Here is a 23214-nt window from a genome sequence, read left to right as displayed (position 1 = left end):
AAGCGCACGCCCTCGAAGTTCGTGCTCCCATCGAGTTCCGTGCGGGATATTCTCGCGACCGAAGAGGAATCCCGCCCGCACAACGAGACAGTCCACCGCGTGATCGACTCGTGGACGATCTGGGAGAGACACTCGTCGAAGAACTGACCCGCAAAGACCGCAAGACGCTGGCCATCGATCGTGAGCGCTTCCAGGAGTTCAGCGACGAACTCCAAGCGACCATTGAGACAACCCAGCCACATCAGGAGGTGGCCGAATGAACCTCCTCACCCATCACACTGTTGTGGCGCCTGCGGGAGGTGCGAGTGTGACCTGACGCCGACTCGAGACGCTCTTTGAGCGTTCACCGCGAGAGAAGCCACTAAATCGGCTTCTCACCCGCTTCTTCTAGCGGTCTATTACTAACGGGTCCGTTTCAGTTTCGTCGTGTTTCGTATGGAATTCCACGGGAAACGGCTGGTTCACCCGTCACAACACTGTGACTGCTGAGCGAGAGTGTCAAGTCAGCGGAAGAGAAGGAGCGGCGTCTCTTAGTACGTGTCTCCAAACATGTTCCACCGTGATAACAGGCCTGTCTGTGGGTTTGCCAGGAACATCGTTATCTCTCTTCGTGATGCCTATATTGCATTGTGGGTAATAATATGATCACGGACAGCATCGAACGACAGGCACACCCGAAAGCAAGGAGGTGGTTGCGTGAGTGAGGAGAACACTGTTTGTCCTGTCACACTCTCACTGGAGACGATTTTCGAGCTAATGAGTGAGCGGCGACGCCGGTATACACTCTACGTTCTTACTCAACTGGACGAAGAGGGAATCTATCTTGACACTCTCGCTACCCAGTTAGCACAGCTTGAGGCGACAGACGACGAGACGTACGAGGATTCAGCTAAGACGTATCTCCAAGAGCAGTGTCTTCCCACTCTCGTTGATGTGAATCTTGTCGACTATGATCCGCGAACAGAGGCGATCCATTACTGGCAAAACCCATCGCTTGAGGAATGGGTCGAGCATGCAGCATTTAAAGAGGACAAAACCGAGTGGTGACAAAGTACTCTTTGTCACTACTAACAACTTACCGCTGGTACTCGACTGGGGAGGCCGAACCCAATTACCGGAACCACAGGCGAGTAATGCCCCTTCTTCAACGAGCGGCGAAGCCGCGAGTAGGGAGGGGATACGCTCGCAGTAATCGTATTTCTGACGTGTGCGATAGCGTGATGTACTATCCCACTGGAGTGGTTTTCGTGCGTGATAGTAGAACGGGTTGGAACCCCCAAACCGTTTCACACACTGCGCAGTGCGGTCAGATAGGCATGGGACGGGCCGAATTCACGCCTCTGGAGACTGCGACCGCTGTGGATTCCCTGCGAATCTGCAAGTCGCGTTCATCAGATTCCTCCGGAATCTGATTGGCTGTCAGACTCTCCAGTCTGACAACGTTGTTGAACGAGGAAGCCCCCACCTCAACAAATGAGTGGTGAGCAACCCCGAGCGCGGTAGGTGGGGGTAGTTCACGGCTCAATAGCGCTCTCCGCTCCGTTGTTTCTCTCTACGAAGTCTTACTGATTGGAACGAGCATCACTGGAAGTGCATGTGTATTAAGAACGGCTTCAGACATACTCGATAAGAAAAACCCCTCAATCGGTCCGCGTTCGATGTTGCCCATAACAATGTACTCATAGTCCCGATCAGGCGAATCGATCATATCGGCCAGTTGTTTCTGTTTTGAGATTGTCGATTGCTCGAATTTCTCTTGTACTGTCCCAAGATCCTCAATTGCTATCTCGAATTCGACAGCAGAGTTCGTTTGCTGTATTGTTTGTTCGATTTCAGCCTGTATTTGATCTGGAGACGTATCCTCGGGTTCATTGATATGGTACACGAAGAGGTCATCGTTTGCAGCCGCCGCGCGCTCAACGGCGAACTTGAGGACTGTGTTTCGATGGGGGTCCTTCCCGTATGGCACAAGAATAGTTCCCATTCTCGAATGTCTTTTTTAGGTACTTACTTCAATGTGTCTCCATCACAAGCGTGGTACTTACAACTACTTTATGAACGCCCCCGTTCTGATTACAGCTCCGAGCAACCTTCTTCTATTGTAGCAATGGCGGTATAGAAACTAATTCGTCAGTTCTGTCTTGGAAAATATGTCACACCACGGCGTGATCAGGCAGACAGTGCCTTCTGAACATTGTGACTCTCCAGTAGGGACTGTTGTACAAGAATCGATACTCCGTCTGGCTCGTCTGATTCCGTTCGGGCGGTACTCGCTGCTAACGTAGCCGGACTGACCGCTGTACGGTTTAGTGGACCTTCTGGGGCCCAGCAGTCCCGGGACGCTGCTGTCGCATCTCACGTATATCGACCCAATATTGATAACCATCCTACACAATAAGCGAGTATGCCCCAATGTGACGAGTGTGGTCAGCACGTGACGGCCGATTTCCACCGCGTCTTCGCTGACAACGATGGGACGCTCTATGGCTGTCCCAACTGTCTGAGTGCGACGGCAATCAAGAACGGGAAAGCAACTGGCTACTGAACCAATTACTGGCTGCCGACTGGTATACTTCTCACAACAGAGTTCGAGTCCATTTGCTCCGACTCCGAGCAGTAATCAGGCGCTTTCAGTCCATTCGCCGGCAATCCCGCCGAGAGACTGATCCATCCATTCACAGCGAGCTGTGAGTTCGCGCCGATTACGATCGGTTAGCGTGTACGCCTTCGTTCGTCCATCAACCTTGTCTTTTTGCACTAATCCTTTCTTGACGAGCGAGTTGCGACCTGGATAGAATCGCCCAGCATTTAAAATGTAAATCCACAAAAATTAAGTGCATTGACATAGTACCAACTGATGGCGGTTGCTCCCTGAAAACCGCCACTGAAGGAAACCCACCCTTCGGTCATGTTCGAACCTCTCCACTTCGGAGAGGTTTTTGATAGCAAGCCAATAGATAGTTTGTCGTTGAAATTGATTGTAAAGAATATAACTTCACGATTGTAGTGACCCTAGTAGTACTCACAGTCATTGAGAACGTTCCTCGAGGTAGTTCTCTTCCCAGAACCACATCCTTTACTAGTTGTAATTATTATATAAATAAAATAACTGTAGGGGTAAGACTTAACGGGGTTTGTCTCGTCTCAGTGAGTGTCGGCCGCTGACTGCCGACCACTCCCCTCCCCCAAGGCTTTTTCGGAAGACTTCGTAAAACGTAAGTTGAGTCTAGTCGTTCATTCCAATGGGGTGGGACGGGGATCTGCAGTGGTCGATTGTGCCAGTGTCAATCGTTCTGAGGTCATCTACTCTGTCTGTTGTTTTTATAGCGGAAGACTGACCGCCCAATACTTCGGTCTCACGTCCTATAAACGCCTTTTCGGGGCTTTTTTTAATCCGTATTGTCTGGCCCGAACACGTCCCGTTCATGTTTCCTCGAGTTTAGTATACTCTCGTAGACGGTCTCGAGTTTTATTGTAACCGAATTCAATACAAACGAAAAAATATGTTCTGCCTCAGCTGTCTACACCAGCTAGACAAATCAAGTCGAACAATCGCTTTCCACTCGGCTAAGCGGTTCGATCGTGGTCGTAACACCCTCAACAGGGCGAAGCGTCGGCGTTGGCCGTGAATTCCGTAGCTCCTGAGCAGCCACCTCGGTGTCAAATCAGTTCATACGGATCAACAACGACGACAATTTGTTATTAATAGAATATATAGTCAAGTATGGATTTTAGTATATACAGATAGAAATTTACGAATGTATTTTTTACTCTTTTACAATCTAAAAGAAATACGGAAAATCTACTTATAGATAGCGTAAGATGTTTTCCATGAACATGGTAGATGATAACTCATCCCATCAGAGAAAAGAAACAGATCAACTCGGGACATGGCCACTCACACGGCGTGCATTCGGGGGACTTACCGCCAGTACCTTGGGAGCGATTCAACTCAGTGGATTAGCTGCTGCCGCTACCAAAAACACACCAGACCAACGAGAATCGAGCTCGTATGAAGTTGCGGGACTAAAAGAATCTGCAGAGATCCTCGTCGATCAGTGGGGTGTGCCCCATATGTACGCTGATGATGTAGAGGATATCGCGTTTGTGCAGGGCTTCAACGCCGCACGCGATCGCCTCTGGCAGATTGACCTCTGGCGTCGGCGCTCATCAGGCGAACTGTCCGAGGTGTTTGGTGATGAATGGATCAAGCACGATCGTGGTGCGCGCCTCTTCAGTTATCGTGGCGATATCGATGAGGAGTGGGAAGCCTACGGACCCGATGCGGAAACTATCGCCACCGGGTTTGCCAACGGCGTGAACGCGTTCATCGATCAAACCGAAGAGAATTCTGATCTACTACCGGTCGAGTTCAAGGCACTCGATTACGAACCACGACGCTGGGAACCAGAAGATATCGTTCGGATGCGTGTCCATGCGATCACGCTCAACGTCTCAAGTGAAGTCGAGCGCGCGATCACATTCCGGGAGTTCGACGAGGATGTCGAACGGGTCCGTCAGTGGCTTAATCCCGACGATTGGGAAATCGAAATTCCGGACGGACTCGATCTCGATCTGATCCCCGAAGATGTTCTTGATGTCTTCGAGGCGGCAACCATGTCACATACGAGTGTTTCATTCAACGAGGACGACATTCGGAATCCCGAGGTACTTGACGATCTCTCGGTCCTCACGAACGGTGACGGTTCGATTGGTAAGGATCTGTCTAACGAATCGGATCAGATGAACGAGAAAGAAGAAATACCATCTGCAAGTAACAACTGGGTGGTCGGGCCTGAACTCACCGAAACAGGGCGACCGATTCTCGCGAATGACCCACACCGCGCTCACAACGTTCCCTCACTACGATATATCGCGCATATCAGTTCCCCTGAGTTCGACGTCATTGGAGCAGGCGAGCCGGGGCTTCCGGGGATCTCGATTGGCCACAATGGGAACACAGCATTTGGACTCACGATTTTCTATATTGACCAACAAGATCTGTATGTTTATGAGACGAACCCAAATAATCCAAACGAGTACCGCTACGAGGACGACTGGGAGTCCATGGACGTGGAAACGGACACCTTCGAGATCAGAGACGGCGACAATCAAGAAGTCGAACTGAAGTTTACTCAGCACGGGCCGGTGATTTACGAGGATCCCGACGAGAACATCGCATTCGCAGTCCGGACTGTCTGGACAGATCCCGGAACCACGGCCTACTTCGGCGGGATCGGATATATGCGTGCTGAGAATATCGATGAGTTCCAAGACGCAATGGAGGGCGAACTCACACCGGACATGCAGGGGTGGGGCGCGCCACCGGAGAACCAAGTCGCAGCCGACACGGACGGAAATATTGGATGGTTCCCAGGCGGAAGAACACCTATTCGGCCCAACTGGGATGGGTTACTTCCAGTCCCCGGGGACGGCCGCTATGAATGGGATGGCTATCAACATCAGTCCAATCTGCCACGGGAGGTCAATCCTGATCGAGGTTGGATTGCAACAGCGAACCACTTCAATCTCCCTGATGATTATTCAGTAGACGATCCGCCAATCGGCTTCGAGTGGGTAGCGCCATATCGGTACCAGCGGATCGCAGAAGTTCTCAGCGAATTTGACGAAGAGAATAAACACTCGCTTGAGGATTCCACTGACCTCCAGACAGATTTCCTTTCAATTCCTATTCGGATTCTCACCGAGGCGCTTGCTGAAACCGATCCAGATGAGGATCGGTTGATCAAAGCTCGCGACTGGCTCACCGAGTGGGATGCTGTTCTCGATGCTGATTCGGGCGAAGCAGCTTTGGCAGAAGTATGGTTTGAGAAGCATCTGCAAGAAGCAGTTACCATTGAACTTGTCGGGAAGGAGGCGTTTAATCACATCGGGACGGGTGATGTCCGTGTCATCCTTGAAGCAATCGAAGAACCCCAGCAACGCTTTGGAAAAGATCCTGTTGCCACTCGTAATGAGTTGCTGCTCTCAACGCTCGCTGATGCACTTGACGAGGTTGAAGAGTTACTTGGCGAGGATCGAGATGAGTGGGCGTGGGGCGATTTGAAGAAGGCCTTCTTCGAGCATGCAATGTCATCCGGTGTCGATGAAGACGCCACTGAAGCGTTAAACGTTGGACCAGAACCGATGGGAGGAAGCGGGTACACGGTGTGGAATGCAAACTACAATGATGAGTTCCAGTTGACCTCCGGTGCATCGTGGCGGATGGTTATCGATGTCGGTGGATGGGATAATTCACTGGCGATGAGCGTACCCGGTCAATCCGGTGATCCCGAGAGTCCGTTCTACGATAACCTACTCGAAATGTTTGTCAACGGTGAGTACTTCCCATTACTCTATACTCGCAATGCTGTTGAAGACGCCTGCACGAAGAAAATCGAATTAACTCCACAAGCCACAGATAACTAAATCCTGATACATGGAATAGAACTACTTATTTTTCTTCTCGTAAATCTACGTCGAACATAACACTACCGGTAAACAATAGTTGATATGGAATTGATATATGTCTACTATACGATTTTTCTGTACTACTTAGTTCTTCTCACATCTGCTTTCCTTGTTGTCCTTCTCGGTGGTGTTCTCATCACCTTCATTAACCGCCGTCGCTTCGGTTACCTGGACGTTCTCATTCAGCTGGAAATTCAACTGCTCAGCCACTGCCTCTCCACAGTCCGTCGCAAATGCGATTGCTCCAAACTGTTCGTTGACGTTCAACTGCTGGACGATCTGCAACTGATCGATCTCGATCTCAGCCACTTGCTGTTCAATCTCATCATCTCCATTCTCATACGCAATCGCCCACGACTCATCACCAGTCATATCTGCGCCATTGAGCACTGCATTTGCGCTATGAGTTCCGTCATTACTGTTTACGGCAGTCGCTGATGCGACTTGGGCGTTGAAATTCCCTTGGTAGCTTGCTTGTCGGGCTGTTGCCTCACTGTTTTCAAGCCCAACAGCGATCGCCGCATTTTGGAGATTAATATTCTCCTGTCCAACACTTTGAACCTGCGAAATATCGGCTGCGGCCTCCTGTGTATTGGATTGGCTCGACCCGTCCGTCGAGTATGACAGCTTCTCGCTTAGGAACTCTCCACTCATATCGGCCTTTGCGACAACGCTGTCGACTGACATCGAATCGAAGTTGAGTGCAGTTGCACTGGCGAGTTGTTCGTTTCGGTTTGACTGGAAACTGAGTTGTTGGGCCTCTGCAACGCTGTTTTCTCCAACCGCGATCGCAATGGCAATACCTTGTTCATTGACGTTCAGTTGTGTGACTTCTTGAGTCTGCTCGACTGAGGATTCGGCGCTCTGACTGTCGCTCTCGCCGATATTGACTGCAACAGCCTCAGCAGCTTGCAGGTTTTCGTTTTCCTGATAGCTCAGCTGTGATGCCTGTGAACAACTTCCGCCCTCAGCGATCGCAACAGCCGTATTCTGACTGTTGAAATTGAATTGATTGACTTCTTGGGTTTGCTCGATCGTTGCCTGAGCAGATTGATCCGGCTGATAGCTTTCGTCACTAACGACCCAGCCGGAATATTCACGACACTCAGTCTCTTCAGCGAAAACAACATATGCGTCGTTAATATCGCTGAAAGTATGGTTGTTCGTTTCCTGTTCTATATTAATTGATTCGGCGCTTCCAGATTGGTTATTAGAATTGGTTTGTTCAGCCGCTTGAATCGCTTCTGCTTCACCACCATCAACTGAGATGGCAACAGCATTGTTCTGCTGATTAACACTGATCTGCGTGACATCCTGATACTGGATGACTTGTGCAGACGCTTGCTGCGAGTTGGTGTGGATTTCGTCTCTGTGGTCTTCAACCCACGAATCAAGCTCGTCTGCAGAGGAATCGGCACCGAAAACGAGGTAGAGGTCGCCTCCATCAGCAGTATCTGTATTGTGGTTTTCAGCATGTGCATCTGAACGGCGAGTAGCCGTAGCTAGTGCACTGGTACCAAGCCCAGTTGCTGCGAGTCCTTTGAGATAGCCTCTGCGTTTCATTTCACTGTGGTTCGTCCTATTTTCGTCCATGCTACGATATACCAGACACTATAGTGACACTTAATTATCATCATCTAAATACTAATATTGAAATATTAATCATACTCTATTAGAGGACGATCTAATTCATTGCTATTTTTATCGACATTCATCATATCATAACATCATTTTTAATAGTAAATACGATAATCTAATGCCCAAATAAGAGAAAGAGAACAGTTAACGAGACCCCTCTAAAGAAGAAAGCAGCGAGAGTTCCACGGGTCACCCGACCCGTGGTACTTCACGTAACCCTTCTCTCCTAGTGATAGCTCCGAATATCCTTCTGGTTTAGTGATAGCAGAGAAAGGCGACACGAATTCGTTGGTTCTGCCTTCGGACACATATTACACACGGTATAATTAATTGGATCTTACCGTGTGAAACAGTAGTGTCTCAAAGGAGTCTGCAGTACCGAAAAGCAGTCTAACAATCGATTTCGCTCACCCCTTTGCTCTTCCCGACTCGCTGAGGACTGCTATCCGGGAAGGAAGATACTGATGACTGCTACGACGATGCCCGCAAGCCCCATCCGAATGCCAGCAATGTACCAGCGCTGGCGCGAAATCATCGACATGTAGGCTCCGAAGGTGAACAATACTCCGACTGTCACGGCGACTGAGAGGAGGGTGGCCTGAAACAATGAGAGAGGTGCCCCCTCAAAGAGAAATGGAATAAGTGGTAACAAGAGTCCGACTAACGGCCCAAGACCGCTCATGAGCGCGTTGACGACCTGCGTACTGGTTTTGTCACGCTCGACTTGCGTCTCACTCAAATCGGTGAGCATCGCCTCTTCGATATCATGCAGTTCTGCTTGCATCTCAGCACGTTCGATCTCCCAAACACTCCAGACGCCGGAAGTCGTAAGACCGACAGCCCCACCGAGACCAATCTTGATAACTGTAAAGCCATCCGGCACCCCTGAAAGGTACGCGCCGACGGTGATCCCGACGCCCGTGAGTGCACCGTCGAATCCGTTTGAAACGAAGTATCGCCGTGCAATCGGCCCAATCTTGTCAATCCCGATACGTTCTCGAATCGAATTCGAGGCCATCAGTCCTGTGGGGTCGGCGCGTTCTCGACGATGTATTCTCCACATACAACTTGATCAACTGAATGAATCGTGCCGCCTGCATCCTCAATAAGAGCCTCGATAGCGTCGTAGTCAATAGCCTCACCCTCGATCGTGAGTTTTACGTTTTGGACCTCCTTGTCGAGCTCGAGAAGTGTCGCATTGATTCCCGCGATGCTTTCAGCATCCCCTACCTGCTGGGTGAATGCCAATACCGGTGGCTCGTGGGGTTTCAGCACATCGACAACCAAGCGCCGAATCTGGGCCATGAAGCATCTATTTCATCGTATGGCAAAGCAGTACTGATACCGTCTCATGTAGAGGCTGAACTGTCATACGCATTTGGCTCCGTGATTTTGAGCAGTAGAAGCTCTGTTCGTTATGCCCGCGAGAGATACATGCACGGACACAGACCGGTGTCGTCACTGTGGTGTACCAGGACTGGGATGATGCTTGAAGTAGCGAAACGTCTGGATTCCAGCGAGCCACCGAATGACAACTGACTAACGGGGATTGCGCGCTCCTCCACGGGCTACAGACCGTGGTATCCCCACTGAGGTTTGTATGATTGTTGGAATCTGAATCGCACGATATCGCTATCTCCTCACGGCTCTAATAAGTACCACAGAGGAAATTTTCATGTCAATTGGAAGATTTGATGCAGAAGAATATGAGCGCCGCGAGAAGAGACTAAGCCGTATCCGAACTGATTCCGACGATCAACGACCGATCTTCAAAGGCCATCTCGAATACATCGGGGATGAGTCAGTCGACGAGCTCCTCGCTCAATGGGCTACACTGAAAGACACACAGCAGTCGAACCGATAGTACGACCGATCCAATGAGGAGTCTGTCTTGGTGGGATGAGTGTGGCCAGCACGTAACCGCCGATTTCCACCGCGTATTCGCCGATAACGACGAGACGCAGTATGGCTGTCCCGACTGTTTGAGTGCGACGGCAATCATGACGAGAAACTAACCGATCGTTGATCGTTTAGCAGCTATCGGCCTCTTGCAGCTAACCGGAGTGAATAGGACTCCGTTATTGAACAAGAAGGGATTCAGGCCTGCGCTCGCTCGACAATCCGCTCACGGTGCTGTTCGCAGACGTACTCCGAGAGCACCGTATCGGTTAGGACGTAGTAGTCGGCATCATGCTTACAGTCATCGGTCGCACATGGGCACGGCGTGTTCCGCTCGCCGAATCCAAGGACGAGATCGACACCCCTCTTGGTGGGACATATAGCTCTTCTAGATTCCTGAGAAAACCATACGTTCTGTCTCAGAGGAGAGAATTGCTGCAATCCCTTAAGTATTACCTCTCGACAATTTCAACAAGCAGCTCTTCGCGAGGTTGAGCAGTGATCGCAATTGCTCGCTCGAACTCTTTCGTCACTGGTCGGAACTCCCACTTACGAAGAATTATCGCAAGCGCCGTTTTGAGTTCGGCTTTCGCGAGGGTTTCACGAATACACACGTTCAGTCCACCACCGAACGGGTAGTACGCGAAGTTCGGGTTTTCCGATTCGATCTCCGATTCGCCTTTCCATCTATTTGGATCAAACGTATTTGGGTTTTCATACCACCGCTCATCACGCTGAACGGCAGACACAGGAAGAATAACTGTCGCGTTGGTAGGAATGTCATACCCATCGATCTCTGTCGGTTCTTGCGGCTTACGAAACAGACCATATACTGGAGGATAGAGACGGAGTGATTCGTTGATCACAGCGTCCGTATACGGAAGGTCGGCGAGTGCATTGATATTTGCCTGTCCGTCGCCAAGAACCTCCTCAGGGTGTGATCAGATTACGCCTTCTAATTAGAGACCGTCACTGGATCTCTTGTTCAACACTCTCCTTTTAGACCTCGCTTATTGTAGACGGATCTAGAAATGTATCCTCTTTTCAGCACTCATTTTCCGTCTCAGTAGCAGGTTCGTCGCTTAGGAAATGCTGCGTCTTTTAGGGACTTTTTTGACTACTTTATTATATGGTCTCTAATCCAATATGTAACTGTATAACTATAATACTCTCTCTAGATAGATGATTTGCATTATAGCATGACAGATTCGAATTCTGGAAATGAGCAACAATCGGTTGAAGCCAACGAAGAGGCCTTCGAGCATCCGTCTACATCGCGACGGAATTTTATGATCGGCGCTGGGACAGCTGCCACCATGATGGGTGGCGGGTACGCCGCTCAAGAAGATCTGCGCGCGGCGATGCGCGACGAACCCACGAAGGGTGGCAAGGTCCGGCACTTCGACGTCCACGCGGTCGAGGTCGACATCGTCTACAACGCCTTCGGTGTCCACCAGCCCAACGGCGCGATGTACGTCCTCAAGGAGAACAAGGAGGCCGTCCGGAAAGCCTCCGGCGAGATACCCGGTCGGGCATTCGACGACATCGAGGACACTCACGACATCGATCATTCCATCCATCGGGAGTGCGACGGAGATCACGACCACGAGGACGACTGTGACTGTCACGAGAAGCGTGACAGGGAGAAGCCGAGCGGGGTCGATACGTCAGTGATTCAGCCGCTCACGATCCGCGCGAACGTCGGCGACGTCATCGAGATCGAGTTCCATAACGACCTCGACCGGCGCGCGTCGATCCACCAGACCGCCCTGCCCTACGACGTCCAGGACTCGGATGGCATGTCGGTCGGATTCAACGAGGACACGACCGTCGCGCCGGGTGACTCGATCACCTATCGGTGGTTCGCGAGCAACACGGGCTCACACTTCTTTTACGACGGCGCTAACCAGGCCTACGACAGCGCCGACGAACCCCCACAAAAGGCGAACCTGCTGAGCCGGTCGCTGTTTGGCGCGGCCGTCGTCTACGACCAGGGCGTCACGTGGACCGACCCGAAGACGGGCGGCGAGTTGAACAGCGGCGTGCGTGCGGATATCCACGACCCCGAGGTGCTCGAGACGAGCTATCGAGAGTTCGTGACCTTCTATCACACACCCGAGGGAATCAAACCCGATATCGACTTCCCGGACAGCGACGTCGAACAGACGACCCACGCGATCAACTACCGCTCCGACCAGACCGGGATCCGAATCGAGGATCGCTGTCCTGATTGCGACCTTGAGGAGTTCTTCTACAACTCGTGGACGAACGGCGACCCCGGTGGCGGCGATAACGTCTACGAGACCTACAAGGGCGACCCGATCAAGTTCACCATTGTCGGCGCCTCCGTCGAGGAGAACCACGTCCATCACCTTCACCAGCACCGCTGGAAGGAGATTCCGCCGCGGACCGACGCAGACACGGTCGATGCCCAAACGGTGGGGTTGGGCGCCACCTACGAGGCGTACTTCCTTGCCGGCCATGGTGACGTTGAAGGCGCGACTACGGTCCGCCCCGAGATGACGTTCGAAGAGGCGTTCGAGGTCGGCGCCGGGTACGTCCACGGGAGCGCGGGCGACACACTGTTCCACTGTCACCTCTTCCCGCACTACGGCGAGGGGATGTGGGGCATCATGCGTATCCACGACAAGGAACAGAAGGACCTCCAGCCCCTGCCGAACACCGGGGACCTCGTTCCGCCTGACGGAGTTGGGTTCCCCGAGTTCATCCCCGGCGAGCAGGGCGTTAGGCCGCCTGAACGCCCCGACGACCGCGAGCCGACTCCTACCGAGGAGGAGGTCCTCGACGGGGTGTTCCCGGTCGCCCCGTACGCCGACCCGTGTGTTGACAAAGACGCGCCGAAGCGGACGTACAACATTGTCGCCCTCAACACCGACGTCGTCTACAACGACGCCGGCGAACACGACCCGGAGGGCGTCGTCTACGTGCTCGAGAAGCACGCCGATCTCGTCCGCGAGGGGAAGATGAACCCCGAGCCGCTGTTCATCCGCGCGAACGTCGGCGACTGCGTCGAGCTGAACCTCAAAAACGAGACCGAGCGCGGGATCTCCATCCACACCCACTTCGTCGGGTTCGACCTGCTTGGCTCGGATTCGCTTGCGACCGGATACAACTACGATCAGCAGACTCCTGCTGGTGAAAAACGCACCTACCGCTGGTACGCCGACGAAGAAGGCCCGATTTTCTTCCACGACCATATCTCGGGCATCGACGACGTGATGAACGGTTCGTTCGCAGGCCTCATCGTCGAACCTGAAGGCTCAGTCTGGCGTGATCCCTACACCGGAAACAAGATCAAGGCCGGCGCGCAGGCGATTATCGAACGACCCGATGGCGAAGACTTCCGCGAGCAGTGCCTGCACTACCATGACTTCGCGCAACTCCGTGATCGGGACGGTGATTTCATCACCAATCAGGAACAGCACAATGAAAACCAGGGGACGATGGCGATCAACTACCGCAACTCCCCATACTACAACCGCAACGATCCCGATCCAGCATACGTCCACAGTTCATCCGTTCACGGTGACCCCGAGACACCTGTCCTTGAGACATACCCTGAGGACACGGTCAGGATTCGGCTGTTCCAAGGTGCCTACGAGGAACAGCACGACTTCTTCCACCACATGCACCGGTTCAACGCGCGAAACTTGAACCCCGAGTTCACTGTCTCACAGGTCATCGGCACCTCCGAGGTGTTCACCTTCGAGTTGGATCTCGCCGAACAGGAGAACTTCGAGATGCTGCACAACCCGAGTGACCTTCCGGTCCATGACCACCTCTTCGGGTCGGCTATCGACGACGACCTCTGGACCGGAATGTGGGGGATGCATCGCCTCTTCGATGCGAAAGTCGATCATCTGCAACCGCTCCCCGATCAAGGCGTGCCAGACGAACGGATCACGAAAGAAGAGCTCCGCGAGATGGGTCACTGGGCCGGGTTCACCGATCGGTGGAAGGAACTGGGCCAGAAGTGGCGGTTGATCTATCCCAAGGGCGCCGATCGGGACTTCCCAGCGGACAAACAATTCCGCCAAAACAAGAACGTTGGTGAGATACCTCCGAAGGCGCCGGATCCAGGTGAACCATGTGAAATGGATGCGCCTGTGCGCAAGTACAAGGTCACAGCATTCAATTCAGATATCAAATTCAACGAGTACGGTGATCACGATCCCCACGGGATCATCTTCGCGCTCGATGAACATGTCGAGGATATCAAATGCGGGCGCCGGCCACCGACGCCGCTTGTCTTGCGGGCGAACCAAGGCGAATGCATTGAGGTCGAACTTACCAACGATCTCGACGAGTTCGACGGGGACCACGACCACCCCCAGATGCGGATCACTCGCGATTGGGATCGTTCGAAACGTATCTCCTTGCACCCCCAGCGGATTACCTATGACATCAACGGATCGGATGGGGCAACGGTCGGGTTCAACTTCGATCAGACGATCGAACCGGGCGATTCGATCACCTACAGATGGTTCGCTGACGAACTGCTAGATAACTGTGTACTCTGGGACATGGCGGACGTCCGGAGCAACCGCCACCACGGCTCGTTCGGCACGCTTATCGTCAGCCCTGCGGACACCGAGTGGCTTTCGCCGCGCACTGCCGAACCGTACTCGGATGGCTCTGATGGCACGCCGGCAGCATCTCTCCCTGATGCAATGATCAAGACGCCCGGAAACGCTACCGGTGGAGCCACTGGGAATCAGACTGGAGACACTACCGTCCAGCCAACCTCGGACTTCCGCGAGTTTACCCTCTCGTTTAGCAGCGGTCGCTATATCATCAACCGGGAGGATCCAGATAACTGCGTTGTTCCGGTGAATCCCGATGATCCTGATCAGGATCCTGATGCCCCGTGCAATCAGATCGGTGATGCTGAGGATCAGGGCTATGGAGCGATCAACAACCGTGCAGAGCCGTTCATTCGACGTTTCGAGCGCAATAGCGACGAACAGCATCTCGTGTTCAACTCCGAGGTCCATGGCGACCCCGCGACCCCCGTGTTGAATGCGTTCCAAGGCGATCCAGTTGCGTTTCAAGTCCAGACATCGACCGGAAAATCCCGTGGCATGCGATTTCACCTCTCGGATCATCAGTGGCCACGGTTCGTCGGTCCAGAGCGAAACCCGCCAGGTGAAGTACTAGCCAATCCGCCTATCGAAGGATCACCGACCATCGGGGTCGACGACCGCTTCGGCGTCGGACTCGGTCTTCGGTTCGACATGCTCGGGGGGGCAGGTGGTCTTGCTCAAAGCACGGGCGACTTCATCTACCAAGAGACACTTCAGCGTCGTCAACTCGAGGCTGGCCTCTGGGGAATCTTCCGTGTTCGCGATCAGCCACAGAAATTTGCCAACCGATGTCATCCATTGCCTGACCGTGCCAATGGGGTACCTATCGAAGAGCGGCCTGGCTGGATCGTTGGTCGAACAGACATGACCGACTCCGAGGGCGAGGATACCGCGATTATCGTCCCCGACAGCGACATGGGACCGGCCGGATCAATGGCCCTACATTGCTTCGCCGAGCCGCTCGAAGACGCGTCGATCCCTGATCTTGCCGATCCCGACATGCAGGTCGTCTTCCACGCCGACGAGGACAATGGCCGGCTCAACGCTACGGTCCATCAGCCGAGCGATATGGAACCCGCCAACCTCGTCGAGATGCTGAGCGATACGACCATTGAGGTCGTCAACGCGGAGATCATCGAACCAGTTGAGGCCGTCGAAGAGGGCGTCGATATTGATGCGTCTGAGGATCCTGATGAGATCGACGTCGATGAGTCTCTCTCTGAGATGACTTCTCCCCCATTGGATGGAGAGCAACTAAACGTCTTTGTAGAGACCGATCTAATGGTCGAAACTCCCGAAATGGACGAACCCGAGAACCTCGGTCCGCTCGTTGAGGACATGACGATGGAGGAGGGAATGATCACTCTTGAGTGGTCTAGCGGTTCGACTACGGAGTTCACAAATAACGGGTAAAGACTACTACCTCAGACGGGGATTTTGATTTATTTCGTTGCGTTCATTTCGATACGAGTTCTGCTCTAGCACACCCAAACTGTGGCCCGTGTTATGGACTTCCTCGCAAAACTCGGGACAGACGAGATTGAGCAGACGAAACGTCGTGGGAAGAAACTCATCGTCATCGATGAGGAGGCAGCTGACCGGTATCACGATTGTTGTGATGGAGCAAGTGAGCAAGCCCCCGAAGGAAGCGTGATGTCCTAACAACGGACTAAGAGGAAGGCTCATAGTTCGAACCAACCACCCTACGCACGCTCTCCTTTTTTAGTTACAACTAGAACAAATCTAGAATAGTATAGTAGTAGTGTCGGTAGTAGAAACGGTTTTGTAGGTTCTACCTTCGGACGCATATCACACCACGGAGTGATTAGTCAGACAGTACCTTGTGCAACAAATCCTCTTGACACACTCGAAAGTTGCACAAGGCTATCTACCAGTCAATTCCCATCAACGCCTTCATAGTCAACCCTCCTAACAGATCGAGCGTTTAAGGCCACAGAGATCGCCAGACAACTCGATCTCGAACCGGATACGGTAAGCACAGCGCTGACTCGACTCAAATCCCGCGATTTCGTCGAACACAAATCCACCTACTGGGCACTGACGAGCGACTCCAATCGCTTGCAGCACTCAGCGGACTATGAGCGTGCAACCCAACTCTTCAACGAGCAACTCGGAGTAGAAGAGAAAGCTGATTGGGAAGCACATGCACCGACTGAGCCACATCCAAGCGTCGAATCAGACGATAATACCGATACGAACGCCTCGTGACTGGGTCACCCTCGTCTCCTATTTATGAGTCAGGGGACGTCGTCTATGGGGTCGATCCATTCAAGCGATCAGAAACGGCTCGTCCCTGGCTTATAGATACCACAGCGCGGAAACCCGCGTCTAAAGGCGGGAGGAAGCGCGTTCGATTGACTATACACCGAGCATCTCTAGCGCGTCATCAGCACACTGGTGTCTCACAGTCCAAACAGAAAACATACAAGAGCACCCTCTGTAACGATAGCTGATGGCAGATCTCATCGTTCAATCGGCAGTCAAGGAGACGCTCACTGATCATAATGTATCGTCGGATTTCTACGACGCACTCGACGAGGAAGTCGAGGAGCTCCTCGAGGCGGCAGCCCAGCGAGCAGCTGACAACGACCGCAAGACCGTTCAGCCCCGCGACCTCTAAGACGGACCGCTCCGCCAACTACGGATTGTAGTGGAACTCCCACTGTAGCTGCGTTTCATAGGGTTCCCATTGAAAACCGGCCCAAGCAGTATCTCGGAGTTATGTACTAATCGTAATTGTACGCCACACACGATGTAACCAGTCAGACATTGCCTTGTGCAACATCGTGGCTCTCCAGTCGGGACTGTTGCACAAGAATCGATACACCGTCTGGTTCTGTTCGGGCGGTACTCGCTGCTAGCGTAGCCGAACCGACCGCTGCACGGCTCGGTGGATCCTCTGCAGGATGCACCACTCCCTACTCTACTGTTGCATCTTACGTATATCGACCCCATATCAATAACTATTCTACACAATAAGCGAGTATGCCTCAGTGCGACGAATGTGGCCAGCACGTAACTGCCGATTTCCACCGCGTCTTCGCTGACAACGACGGGACGCTCTATGGCTGTCCCAACTGTCTGAGTGCGACAGCGATCAAAAACGGGAAAGCAACTGGCCGCTGAACTGCTCCTTGGTTAGTGATTTCGTAGCCATGCCGCTGAAGGTACGCTGGTAGGATGTGTGCTGTCTTCTCGTAGGACGTCGATGCACCGATGACTTCCACTCGGCTGTAGCCGAGAATCCGCCGAAGTTCGTCGTTGTCCTCGATTGGTATACACGAACTACTACGGACCAGTAAATCAGCGTATCGCCGGAGATTTTTTTCGCTTTACGTCCAGATCGTTTCATAACTCAAGCTACTGTTGATCTCTCTCACTCATCCTCGATAGGGTCGTTAAACTGGGCAAAATTGAGGAGTTCACGATCGGTACTACCGCTCCGTGTCTAGGACGATCTCAACACCTTCGTGCCCGCTACTCAGACGAGTTGGTCGACGAATGTATCGATCGTCTGGATTTCATCGTCGTTGATAGCGTGCCCTAATCCCTTGTAGAGTCGGCTCGTCACCTCACCATCAAGCCGTTCAAACACGCGTGCTGTCTCGTGAAGACGAGCGGCGGTGATGTAGGGGTCGTCACTGCTGCACCCAAGAAAGACCGGTGTACCATCGATGGAGCCGGCATACTCCTCTCTCACTTCTGGGCCGAGCAAGCTTCCCGACAGTACCACGAGTCCGCCGTAGCGGCGGGGGTTTCGTGCAACGAACTCGCTGGCAAGACAGCCGCCTTGTGAAAAGCCGAGCAAAAGCGTGCGTTCGGGCGGGACGCCAGCGGCGGCGGCCACGTTGAGCGCCTTCGAAATGCGGTCAAGCGCGGATGAGAACCACGGTTCGTTATCTTCAAACGGTGCATAGCCCGATCGAGGATACCACATGCGCCGGGCTGCCTGCGGGGCGAGATACATCACCCCATGGTGGTAGAATTCGTCGGCGAGTCGAAGGATATTCTTCGCTGTCGAACTACGACCGTGAAGCAGTATGACAACTGCGTCTGCCGCTTCCGGCGGCGCACCCGCAGTTGCGAGTGGCTGTCCCTGGTGTGGGTCGTCTCTCGACTCGACCGTAAATGGATCGCTCATCTCACTCAGGTACAGATAGTACATCGAGCATCAGTCTGCTTTAACGAATCGAATAACGGAGCGTTCGATCCGTGCCGGTATCCGCTTCGTTAGCGCTCCATGAAATTAGTAGCCTTGTCAAAACCCTAAATCACTACTGAGTCTCAGGAGTCGTGCTGAATACACAGCGCATATTCAGCAGATAGTAAGCCTCTAGTTTTCCGTATCGAATTCAAGAGAACATTGGTAATCCTTAGAAAGAACGTTCTGCTGGCCTAGTCTCGAGAGACTGTTTGGGTTAGTTGCTCTGAAGCAGGTGCAGGCGGTTCGTGTGTCCCGAAGTCTGGATGCGTCTCCTCCATCCAAACGTAGACAACAGCACCGGAGATGAACATCAGGAGTGCCGTCATATAGAAGGCGGCCTCGGTGTTCACGAACTCCATCGAGAGGCCGATCAGAATCGCGCCGACCCCATAACCGGCGTCGCGCCACATCCGGTAGACGCCCATCCCTGCCGACCGCCACGTCGGATGGGCAGCGTCGCTCGGCACAGTCATCAAGTTCGGATACAGTAACGCCATCCCCAATCCGGAAATGGCAGCCAGCACAGCCCACGGGAGGTATCCCTCGACAAATATCATTCCGAGGACACCCGCACCTGCGATGAACATCCCCCAGATGACCGGCGGGCGGCGACCAATACGGTCAGCAAGTCCACCGGTTGCAATCTGAAGGAAGTACATCGCACTGTGGACGCCGACCACAACCCCGACTGCCGCAATGCCAAGACCTTGGTTTACCAGATAGAGCGGAACGGCGATCCAAAACAGTGTGTCGACGAAGTTCTCGATATGGCCAGCCTGCGCAGCGGCGAACAGCGTCTTATCGCCGTAGGTTGCACGTTTCAGCACCTCGTTGAACGGGAGATTCGCATCGTGGTGATCGTCCTCACCTTCGGCCTGCGCGTACTGGACGGTTTCCTTGATCAGGAAGATCGAAATGAGGAACGCTAGTACGACGACGACAGCGAGGAAGTAGAACGGTTCGGGCCGGAGGTTCCACTGCCCAGCGATAACACCAGTGATCCAGGCCCCGACAGCGACACCAGTGTAGCCAAATGCTTCATCGATACCGACTGCGAGCCCGCGTTGATCGGGGCCTGCGAGGTCGATCTTGGCATTGATCGCCATACTCCACGTCAACGCTTGGTTGATCCCCAGCAGGATGTTTCCGACAGTGATCCAGCCCCAGTTGGGTGCGAAAATGAGGATGATCGGGAGGGGAAGCGCCGTTGCCCATCCGAGGACAAGCACCGGTTTCCGGCCGTACTCCTCGCCCCATTTTCCAGCATAGAGGTTGAGCAGCGCTTTCACGAAGCCAAAAGAAACGACGAACGAGCCGATGACAAGGAACGACTCGACTCCGAGAATATCTTCTCCTAGAACGGGGACGACAGTCCGTTCGGAGCCAATGGTCAATCCGGTGGCGAACACCAGTAGGACGTGTAGTGAGAACTGCCCGAGGTGTTCGCGAATTCCTTGGTTGACCTCAGTTCCCGTACTCATAGATTCATTCGGCAGCGCAATTGTTGGGACCCAGTTCCAGTTCGGCCAACTCGTCAGCAGGGACCGACTCTTGACCAACGTTCGTTCGCTTGACCCGCTCGAAATTCGGGGGATGATTCGGGATGTCCGAAGCGAGCTCCGTTACAAACTCTTGGCGGTCACGACCGAGATCGCCGTTCCGTTCTTTGACTTCCTCAAGGGTCGCGGTCACCGGCGGTTCAGGCGAGCCGGGGTCATGTGCTGGTAGCACAACCGCATCGTTCGGCCGATCCAGCAGTCGCTGGAGGCTCTCGTAGAGCGTCGCGGCGTTTTGCTCGATATCGGACTCCTCGATGCCGGCTTCGACGCCGAGTTCGACGCGGCCAACGCTCTCGTGAAAGAGCGTGTCCCCCGTAATCACCGCCCCACCGGCGATGTCGAACGAGACACTCCCCTCGCTGTGCCCCGGCGTATGGATGACCTCAAGAGCGACCTGGCCGACTGTCACGATCTGCCCATCTTCAAGCGGCGTCGCGTCGATTGCGAGTGCATCCTTCGAGTGGAGATAATAGGGGGTGCCGTGTCGGTCAGCGAGTTCCACCCCACCCGAGACATGGTCGGCGTGGGCGTGCGTATCGAAAACGCCGATGAGTTCAGCGTCGTATGTATCGAGAATCGCCTCGTACTCATCGAGATACTGTGACGGGTCGAACACGGCGGCTTCACCGTCCGAAATAAGAATATGCGAAAGGCAGCCCTTCCCCGGCCGTGCGACCTGAACGAGCGTGCCATCGAGGTCGGCTGGCACTTCTGCGTGCCGGTGGACGCGACTCCAGCCATTCATTCCATCTGCAAGCGTCACAGCGTCGTAACCCAACTCTCGGAGGGTGTCCGTCGCAGTCTGTGAGACAATACCCGCAGCACAGACAGTAACAATCTGCTTTTCACGCGAGAGATCCGAGAGAGTCTGCTTGGTCTGTTCGGGATCTTCAATTAATTCATCGTAGACATCGATATTGAGGCTCCCGGGTATATGCCACTCCTTGAAGTCTTCTTGGTGGCGAATATCGAGGACAAGCGGCGTATCATCGCTATTCTGTATCTGTTCGCTGAGTTCTTCTGGCGGTAGTTCTTGCATCAGTATTCTTGAATAAGGGGGTATATTTGCATATAAGCGCTGCCGGACATGACCGGTACTGTTACTTCTGACCAGTTCATAATCGTTCGTATGAGTCTATACGAGACCTCGATTCGGGTCAAACACGAGTGTCCGTACCGGGAGATATCGGAACGGTACCCGGACCTGACTATCCGTGAGTGGCCGCTGAGCGACTGCCAAGTGCTTGAAATTACCGCAGAGACGACGCCGACTGACGAGTTGCTTGAGGAGATCGGTCAGATTGGAACCGTTCTGCACGAGTCGGAGGACGATGACGGGTATCACGTCGTCACGCAGTCCTGTCTCTGTTCACTCGAGGAGTCCATCATTGACCGCTTCGAGAAACACAATTGTCTATACCAGCCGCCGACGATCTACCACCAGGGCTGGGAGCACTACACAGTTGTCGCGTTCGATGGTGATGACATTCGGGGTCTGCTCAGTGATCTGCGATCCGACAGGGAAATCGAGCTGCTCTCGAAAACCTCGATTTCAGAGAAACAGATTCCCCATAGTATGTTGGCTCCGGCGAATCAACTGTTTGAGAACATTACAGACCGGCAGTTAGCAGCACTTCAACTGGCGCTGGAAAGCGGCTACTACGAACAACCCCGGAAGACCTCGCTGCGGGACCTCGCCGATCAGACGGCTGTCGCTCGCTCAACGTACGAAGAACACCTCCGGAAGGCGGAGAACAAACTCCTCACGAATGCGGGACAGTTCTTGCGGCTGGTCACCGCGACTTCGACGGCGGACCCATTACAAGTAAAAAAGATGCGGCAGGCCGAACAGGCTGCCGACTAGGCTATCAACCCTTCGTCCGTTCAACGCCGCTGTATCCCATCCTCTCCCTACTTGCGCCTTCGGCGCTCGTTGAAGATGGGGCTTAGCGCCTCGGTTACGGTAAAAAAATGGATCGGTTCCAGATCCGCTCGAAATACTCTTTCCTGAACTATTCGGTTGTTAGTATTTGTCGTTGATGTTGATTGCTACAAGCGAGACGCTCTTTACGCCGTACTTCTGGCATGCTCCGTGGGCTTGCTCCGAGATGAACTCATATCGGTCGTTCTCTCGAACATCCGTGACTTCAAAGCCAGACGTCTCAATCGTCGACGTGTAGTCGTCGATCTGATCGGCCCCGCCGATACAGGCTGCCCAAAGGTCCGCGTCAGTCTTGATACTCTCGGGCATCTGGGTTTCGCTGATGATGTCCGAGATCGCAAGCCGACCCTCGGGAGTGAGGACACGTCTCGCTTCCTCGAACACCCGTTCCTTCTCTGCGGAAAGGTTGATGACGCCGTTCGAGATCACGACGTCGAACATCTCGTCTTCGAACGGTAGCTCCTCGATATAGCCCTTCTCAAAGCGCACGTTGTTCATCCCCGCCGTATCACGGAGTTGCCGCGCGTTTTCCAGCTGCTCGTCGGTCATGTCTAACCCCGTGACGCTCCCACTCTCGCCGACGTAGAGTGCCGCAACGAATGCATCCATGCCTGAGCCACTACCCAAGTCAAGGACGTCATCGCCTTCCTGAAGGTCGGCAAAATCGAAATGATATCCTACCCCCGCAAACGAGGCGATCGCTTCCGGCGGGACCTGGTCGAGGTCCTCCGGCGGGTAGCCGAGCCGTTCGGCCAGCGGGCGTCCCATTTCGAAGTGGAACTCTCCATCAGGGGTCTGGGCAACATCTCGGTAAACCGCTTTGACTTCGCGTTCGAGCTTTTCAACGTCGAGTAATTCGGCCATTTACTCACCTCT

The 23214-nt window shown here is 53.5% G+C and carries 20 protein-coding genes and 4 pseudogenes; 13 read left to right on the top strand and 11 right to left on the bottom strand.

Features of this window, described 5'->3' with window-relative positions:
• Positions 1-110: 110 nt before the first annotated feature.
• Together HAPAU_RS22420 and HAPAU_RS15815 are read left to right on the top strand one after the other, a co-directional pair.
• On the top strand, positions 111-260 hold the full coding sequence (locus tag HAPAU_RS22420) for a hypothetical protein (RefSeq protein ID WP_245634181.1): 150 nt from the start codon (positions 111-113) through the stop codon (positions 258-260).
• Positions 261-696: 436 nt separating this feature from the next.
• Positions 697-1047 (top strand): DUF7344 domain-containing protein, encoded by a 351-nt coding sequence (locus tag HAPAU_RS15815; protein WP_066384796.1) that lies wholly within the window; start codon positions 697-699, stop codon positions 1045-1047.
• 505 nt (positions 1048-1552) lie between these two features.
• Here the strand turns inward: HAPAU_RS15815 and HAPAU_RS15810 are convergent.
• Positions 1553-1984, bottom strand: coding sequence for a universal stress protein (locus HAPAU_RS15810; RefSeq protein WP_066384795.1), 432 nt, complete (start codon positions 1982-1984; stop codon positions 1553-1555).
• Between the two features lie 420 nt (positions 1985-2404).
• Between HAPAU_RS15810 and HAPAU_RS21845 the strand changes: the two genes are divergently transcribed.
• Positions 2405-2545: a DUF7563 family protein gene (locus HAPAU_RS21845; RefSeq protein WP_169802674.1), complete on the top strand. Its 141-nt coding sequence runs from the start codon at positions 2405-2407 to the stop codon at positions 2543-2545.
• Positions 2546-2620: 75 nt separating this feature from the next.
• Here HAPAU_RS21845 and HAPAU_RS23035 read toward each other — a convergent pair whose 3' ends face one another.
• On the bottom strand, positions 2621-2827 hold the full coding sequence (locus tag HAPAU_RS23035; protein ID WP_084383816.1) for a helix-turn-helix transcriptional regulator: 207 nt from the start codon (positions 2825-2827) through the stop codon (positions 2621-2623).
• 1010 nt (positions 2828-3837) lie between these two features.
• Between HAPAU_RS23035 and HAPAU_RS15805 the strand changes: the two genes are divergently transcribed.
• Complete coding sequence (locus HAPAU_RS15805) at positions 3838-6429, top strand: penicillin acylase family protein (RefSeq protein ID WP_245634180.1); 2592 nt, start codon at positions 3838-3840, stop codon at positions 6427-6429.
• Positions 6430-6555: 126 nt separating this feature from the next.
• Here the strand turns inward: HAPAU_RS15805 and HAPAU_RS15800 are convergent, their stop codons facing one another.
• The 3 genes from HAPAU_RS15800 to HAPAU_RS15790 all read right to left on the bottom strand — a co-directional run bounded on the left by HAPAU_RS15800 (position 6556) and on the right by HAPAU_RS15790 (position 9414).
• On the bottom strand, positions 6556-8064 hold the full coding sequence (locus HAPAU_RS15800; RefSeq protein WP_066384788.1) for a hypothetical protein: 1509 nt from the start codon (positions 8062-8064) through the stop codon (positions 6556-6558).
• Between the two features lie 487 nt (positions 8065-8551).
• Positions 8552-9127 (bottom strand): VIT1/CCC1 transporter family protein, encoded by a 576-nt coding sequence (locus HAPAU_RS15795; protein WP_066384786.1) that lies wholly within the window; start codon positions 9125-9127, stop codon positions 8552-8554.
• A complete protein-coding gene (locus HAPAU_RS15790; RefSeq protein WP_066384785.1) occupies positions 9127-9414 on the bottom strand; it encodes a DUF211 domain-containing protein in 288 nt (95 codons plus the stop codon). The genes HAPAU_RS15795 and HAPAU_RS15790 overlap by 1 nt, the downstream gene beginning before the upstream one ends.
• Before the next feature lie 370 nt (positions 9415-9784).
• Here HAPAU_RS15790 and HAPAU_RS23030 point away from each other — a divergent pair, with 370 nt between their 5' ends.
• Positions 9785-9973 carry a DUF5786 family protein gene (locus HAPAU_RS23030; RefSeq protein WP_368085898.1) on the top strand — a complete coding sequence of 63 codons (189 nt, stop codon included), beginning with the start codon at positions 9785-9787 and terminating at the stop codon, positions 9971-9973.
• Positions 9974-9986: 13 nt separating this feature from the next.
• Positions 9987-10124: a DUF7563 family protein gene (locus HAPAU_RS23310; protein WP_449267239.1), complete on the top strand. Its 138-nt coding sequence runs from the start codon at positions 9987-9989 to the stop codon at positions 10122-10124.
• A gap of 336 nt (positions 10125-10460) precedes the next feature.
• Here HAPAU_RS23310 and HAPAU_RS15785 read toward each other — a convergent pair.
• Positions 10461-10925, bottom strand: a pseudogene (locus tag HAPAU_RS15785) (cytochrome P450); the annotation flags it as partial.
• Between the two features lie 372 nt (positions 10926-11297).
• Between HAPAU_RS15785 and HAPAU_RS15780 the strand changes: the two are divergent.
• The 6 genes and pseudogenes from HAPAU_RS15780 to HAPAU_RS21840 all read left to right on the top strand — a co-directional run bounded on the left by HAPAU_RS15780 (position 11298) and on the right by HAPAU_RS21840 (position 17759).
• Positions 11298-16025: a multicopper oxidase domain-containing protein gene (locus tag HAPAU_RS15780; protein WP_211263608.1), complete on the top strand. Its 4728-nt coding sequence runs from the start codon at positions 11298-11300 to the stop codon at positions 16023-16025.
• A 93-nt stretch (positions 16026-16118) separates the two neighbouring features.
• Positions 16119-16274, top strand: a complete 156-nt coding sequence (locus HAPAU_RS15775) for a hypothetical protein (protein WP_245634179.1) — start codon at positions 16119-16121, stop codon at positions 16272-16274.
• Between the two features lie 273 nt (positions 16275-16547).
• Positions 16548-16841: pseudogene (locus HAPAU_RS23025) on the top strand (MarR family transcriptional regulator); the annotation flags it as partial.
• Positions 16838-16936: pseudogene (locus tag HAPAU_RS23020) on the top strand (type II toxin-antitoxin system PemK/MazF family toxin); the annotation flags it as partial. The pseudogenes HAPAU_RS23025 and HAPAU_RS23020, both read left to right, overlap by 4 nt.
• 149 nt (positions 16937-17085) lie before the next feature.
• Entirely contained in the window at positions 17086-17253 is a 168-nt protein-coding gene (locus HAPAU_RS15770; protein WP_066384780.1) for a DUF1931 family protein, read from the top strand.
• Between the two features lie 365 nt (positions 17254-17618).
• A complete protein-coding gene (locus HAPAU_RS21840) occupies positions 17619-17759 on the top strand; it encodes a DUF7563 family protein (RefSeq protein ID WP_169802673.1) in 141 nt (46 codons plus the stop codon).
• A 17-nt stretch (positions 17760-17776) separates the two neighbouring features.
• Here HAPAU_RS21840 and HAPAU_RS23015 read toward each other — a convergent pair.
• The 4 genes and pseudogenes from HAPAU_RS23015 to HAPAU_RS15755 form a co-directional block, all read right to left on the bottom strand.
• Positions 17777-17911: pseudogene (locus HAPAU_RS23015) on the bottom strand (CoA-binding protein); the annotation flags it as partial.
• Positions 17912-18114: 203 nt separating this feature from the next.
• On the bottom strand, positions 18115-18774 hold the full coding sequence (locus tag HAPAU_RS15765; protein ID WP_066385191.1) for an alpha/beta hydrolase: 660 nt from the start codon (positions 18772-18774) through the stop codon (positions 18115-18117).
• A gap of 254 nt (positions 18775-19028) precedes the next feature.
• Complete coding sequence (locus HAPAU_RS15760; RefSeq protein ID WP_066384775.1) at positions 19029-20318, bottom strand: MFS transporter; 1290 nt, start codon at positions 20316-20318, stop codon at positions 19029-19031.
• 4 nt (positions 20319-20322) lie between these two features.
• The gene (locus tag HAPAU_RS15755) at positions 20323-21435 is read right to left on the bottom strand and encodes an MBL fold metallo-hydrolase (protein WP_066384772.1); all 1113 of its coding nucleotides are present in this window, start codon (positions 21433-21435) and stop codon (positions 20323-20325) included.
• A 90-nt stretch (positions 21436-21525) separates the two neighbouring features.
• Between HAPAU_RS15755 and HAPAU_RS15750 the strand changes: the two genes are divergently transcribed.
• Positions 21526-22260: a helix-turn-helix domain-containing protein gene (locus HAPAU_RS15750; protein WP_066384765.1), complete on the top strand. Its 735-nt coding sequence runs from the start codon at positions 21526-21528 to the stop codon at positions 22258-22260.
• Positions 22261-22419: 159 nt separating this feature from the next.
• Here HAPAU_RS15750 and HAPAU_RS15745 read toward each other — a convergent pair whose 3' ends face one another.
• Positions 22420-23202, bottom strand: coding sequence for a methyltransferase domain-containing protein (locus HAPAU_RS15745; protein WP_066384764.1), 783 nt, complete (start codon positions 23200-23202; stop codon positions 22420-22422).
• Positions 23203-23214: the final 12 nt, after the last annotated feature.

The sequence above is a fragment of the Halalkalicoccus paucihalophilus genome, from assembly GCF_001593955.1.
Classification (GTDB): domain Archaea; phylum Halobacteriota; class Halobacteria; order Halobacteriales; family Halalkalicoccaceae; genus Halalkalicoccus; species Halalkalicoccus paucihalophilus.
The sequence above is the reverse complement of the archived record's forward strand: the minus strand, read 5'-3'. Positions and strand labels throughout refer to the sequence as shown.

Excerpts from the sequence above, each read along its gene's own strand:
- HAPAU_RS15810 (WP_066384795.1), bottom strand. The coding sequence starts at position 1,984 with ATGGGAACTATTCTTGTGCCATACGGGAAGGACCCCCATCGAAACACA.
- HAPAU_RS15780 (WP_211263608.1), top strand. The coding sequence starts at position 11,298 with ATGATCGGCGCTGGGACAGCTGCCACCATGATGGGTGGCGGGTACGCC.
- HAPAU_RS15755 (WP_066384772.1), bottom strand. The coding sequence starts at position 21,435 with ATGCAAGAACTACCGCCAGAAGAACTCAGCGAACAGATACAGAATAGC.
- HAPAU_RS23030 (WP_368085898.1), top strand. The coding sequence starts at position 9,785 with ATGTCAATTGGAAGATTTGATGCAGAAGAATATGAGCGCCGCGAGAAG.
- HAPAU_RS15775 (WP_245634179.1), top strand. The coding sequence starts at position 16,119 with ATGGACTTCCTCGCAAAACTCGGGACAGACGAGATTGAGCAGACGAAA.
- HAPAU_RS23310 (WP_449267239.1), top strand. The coding sequence starts at position 9,987 with ATGAGGAGTCTGTCTTGGTGGGATGAGTGTGGCCAGCACGTAACCGCC.
- HAPAU_RS15745 (WP_066384764.1), bottom strand. The coding sequence starts at position 23,202 with ATGGCCGAATTACTCGACGTTGAAAAGCTCGAACGCGAAGTCAAAGCG.
- HAPAU_RS15770 (WP_066384780.1), top strand. The coding sequence starts at position 17,086 with ATGGCAGATCTCATCGTTCAATCGGCAGTCAAGGAGACGCTCACTGAT.
- HAPAU_RS21840 (WP_169802673.1), top strand. The coding sequence starts at position 17,619 with ATGCCTCAGTGCGACGAATGTGGCCAGCACGTAACTGCCGATTTCCAC.
- HAPAU_RS15805 (WP_245634180.1), top strand. The coding sequence starts at position 3,838 with ATGGTAGATGATAACTCATCCCATCAGAGAAAAGAAACAGATCAACTC.
- HAPAU_RS15750 (WP_066384765.1), top strand. The coding sequence starts at position 21,526 with ATGAGTCTATACGAGACCTCGATTCGGGTCAAACACGAGTGTCCGTAC.
- HAPAU_RS15790 (WP_066384785.1), bottom strand. The coding sequence starts at position 9,414 with ATGGCCCAGATTCGGCGCTTGGTTGTCGATGTGCTGAAACCCCACGAG.
- HAPAU_RS15795 (WP_066384786.1), bottom strand. The coding sequence starts at position 9,127 with ATGGCCTCGAATTCGATTCGAGAACGTATCGGGATTGACAAGATTGGG.
- HAPAU_RS21845 (WP_169802674.1), top strand. The coding sequence starts at position 2,405 with ATGCCCCAATGTGACGAGTGTGGTCAGCACGTGACGGCCGATTTCCAC.
- HAPAU_RS15760 (WP_066384775.1), bottom strand. The coding sequence starts at position 20,318 with ATGAGTACGGGAACTGAGGTCAACCAAGGAATTCGCGAACACCTCGGG.
- HAPAU_RS15765 (WP_066385191.1), bottom strand. The coding sequence starts at position 18,774 with ATGAGCGATCCATTTACGGTCGAGTCGAGAGACGACCCACACCAGGGA.
- HAPAU_RS15800 (WP_066384788.1), bottom strand. The coding sequence starts at position 8,064 with ATGGACGAAAATAGGACGAACCACAGTGAAATGAAACGCAGAGGCTAT.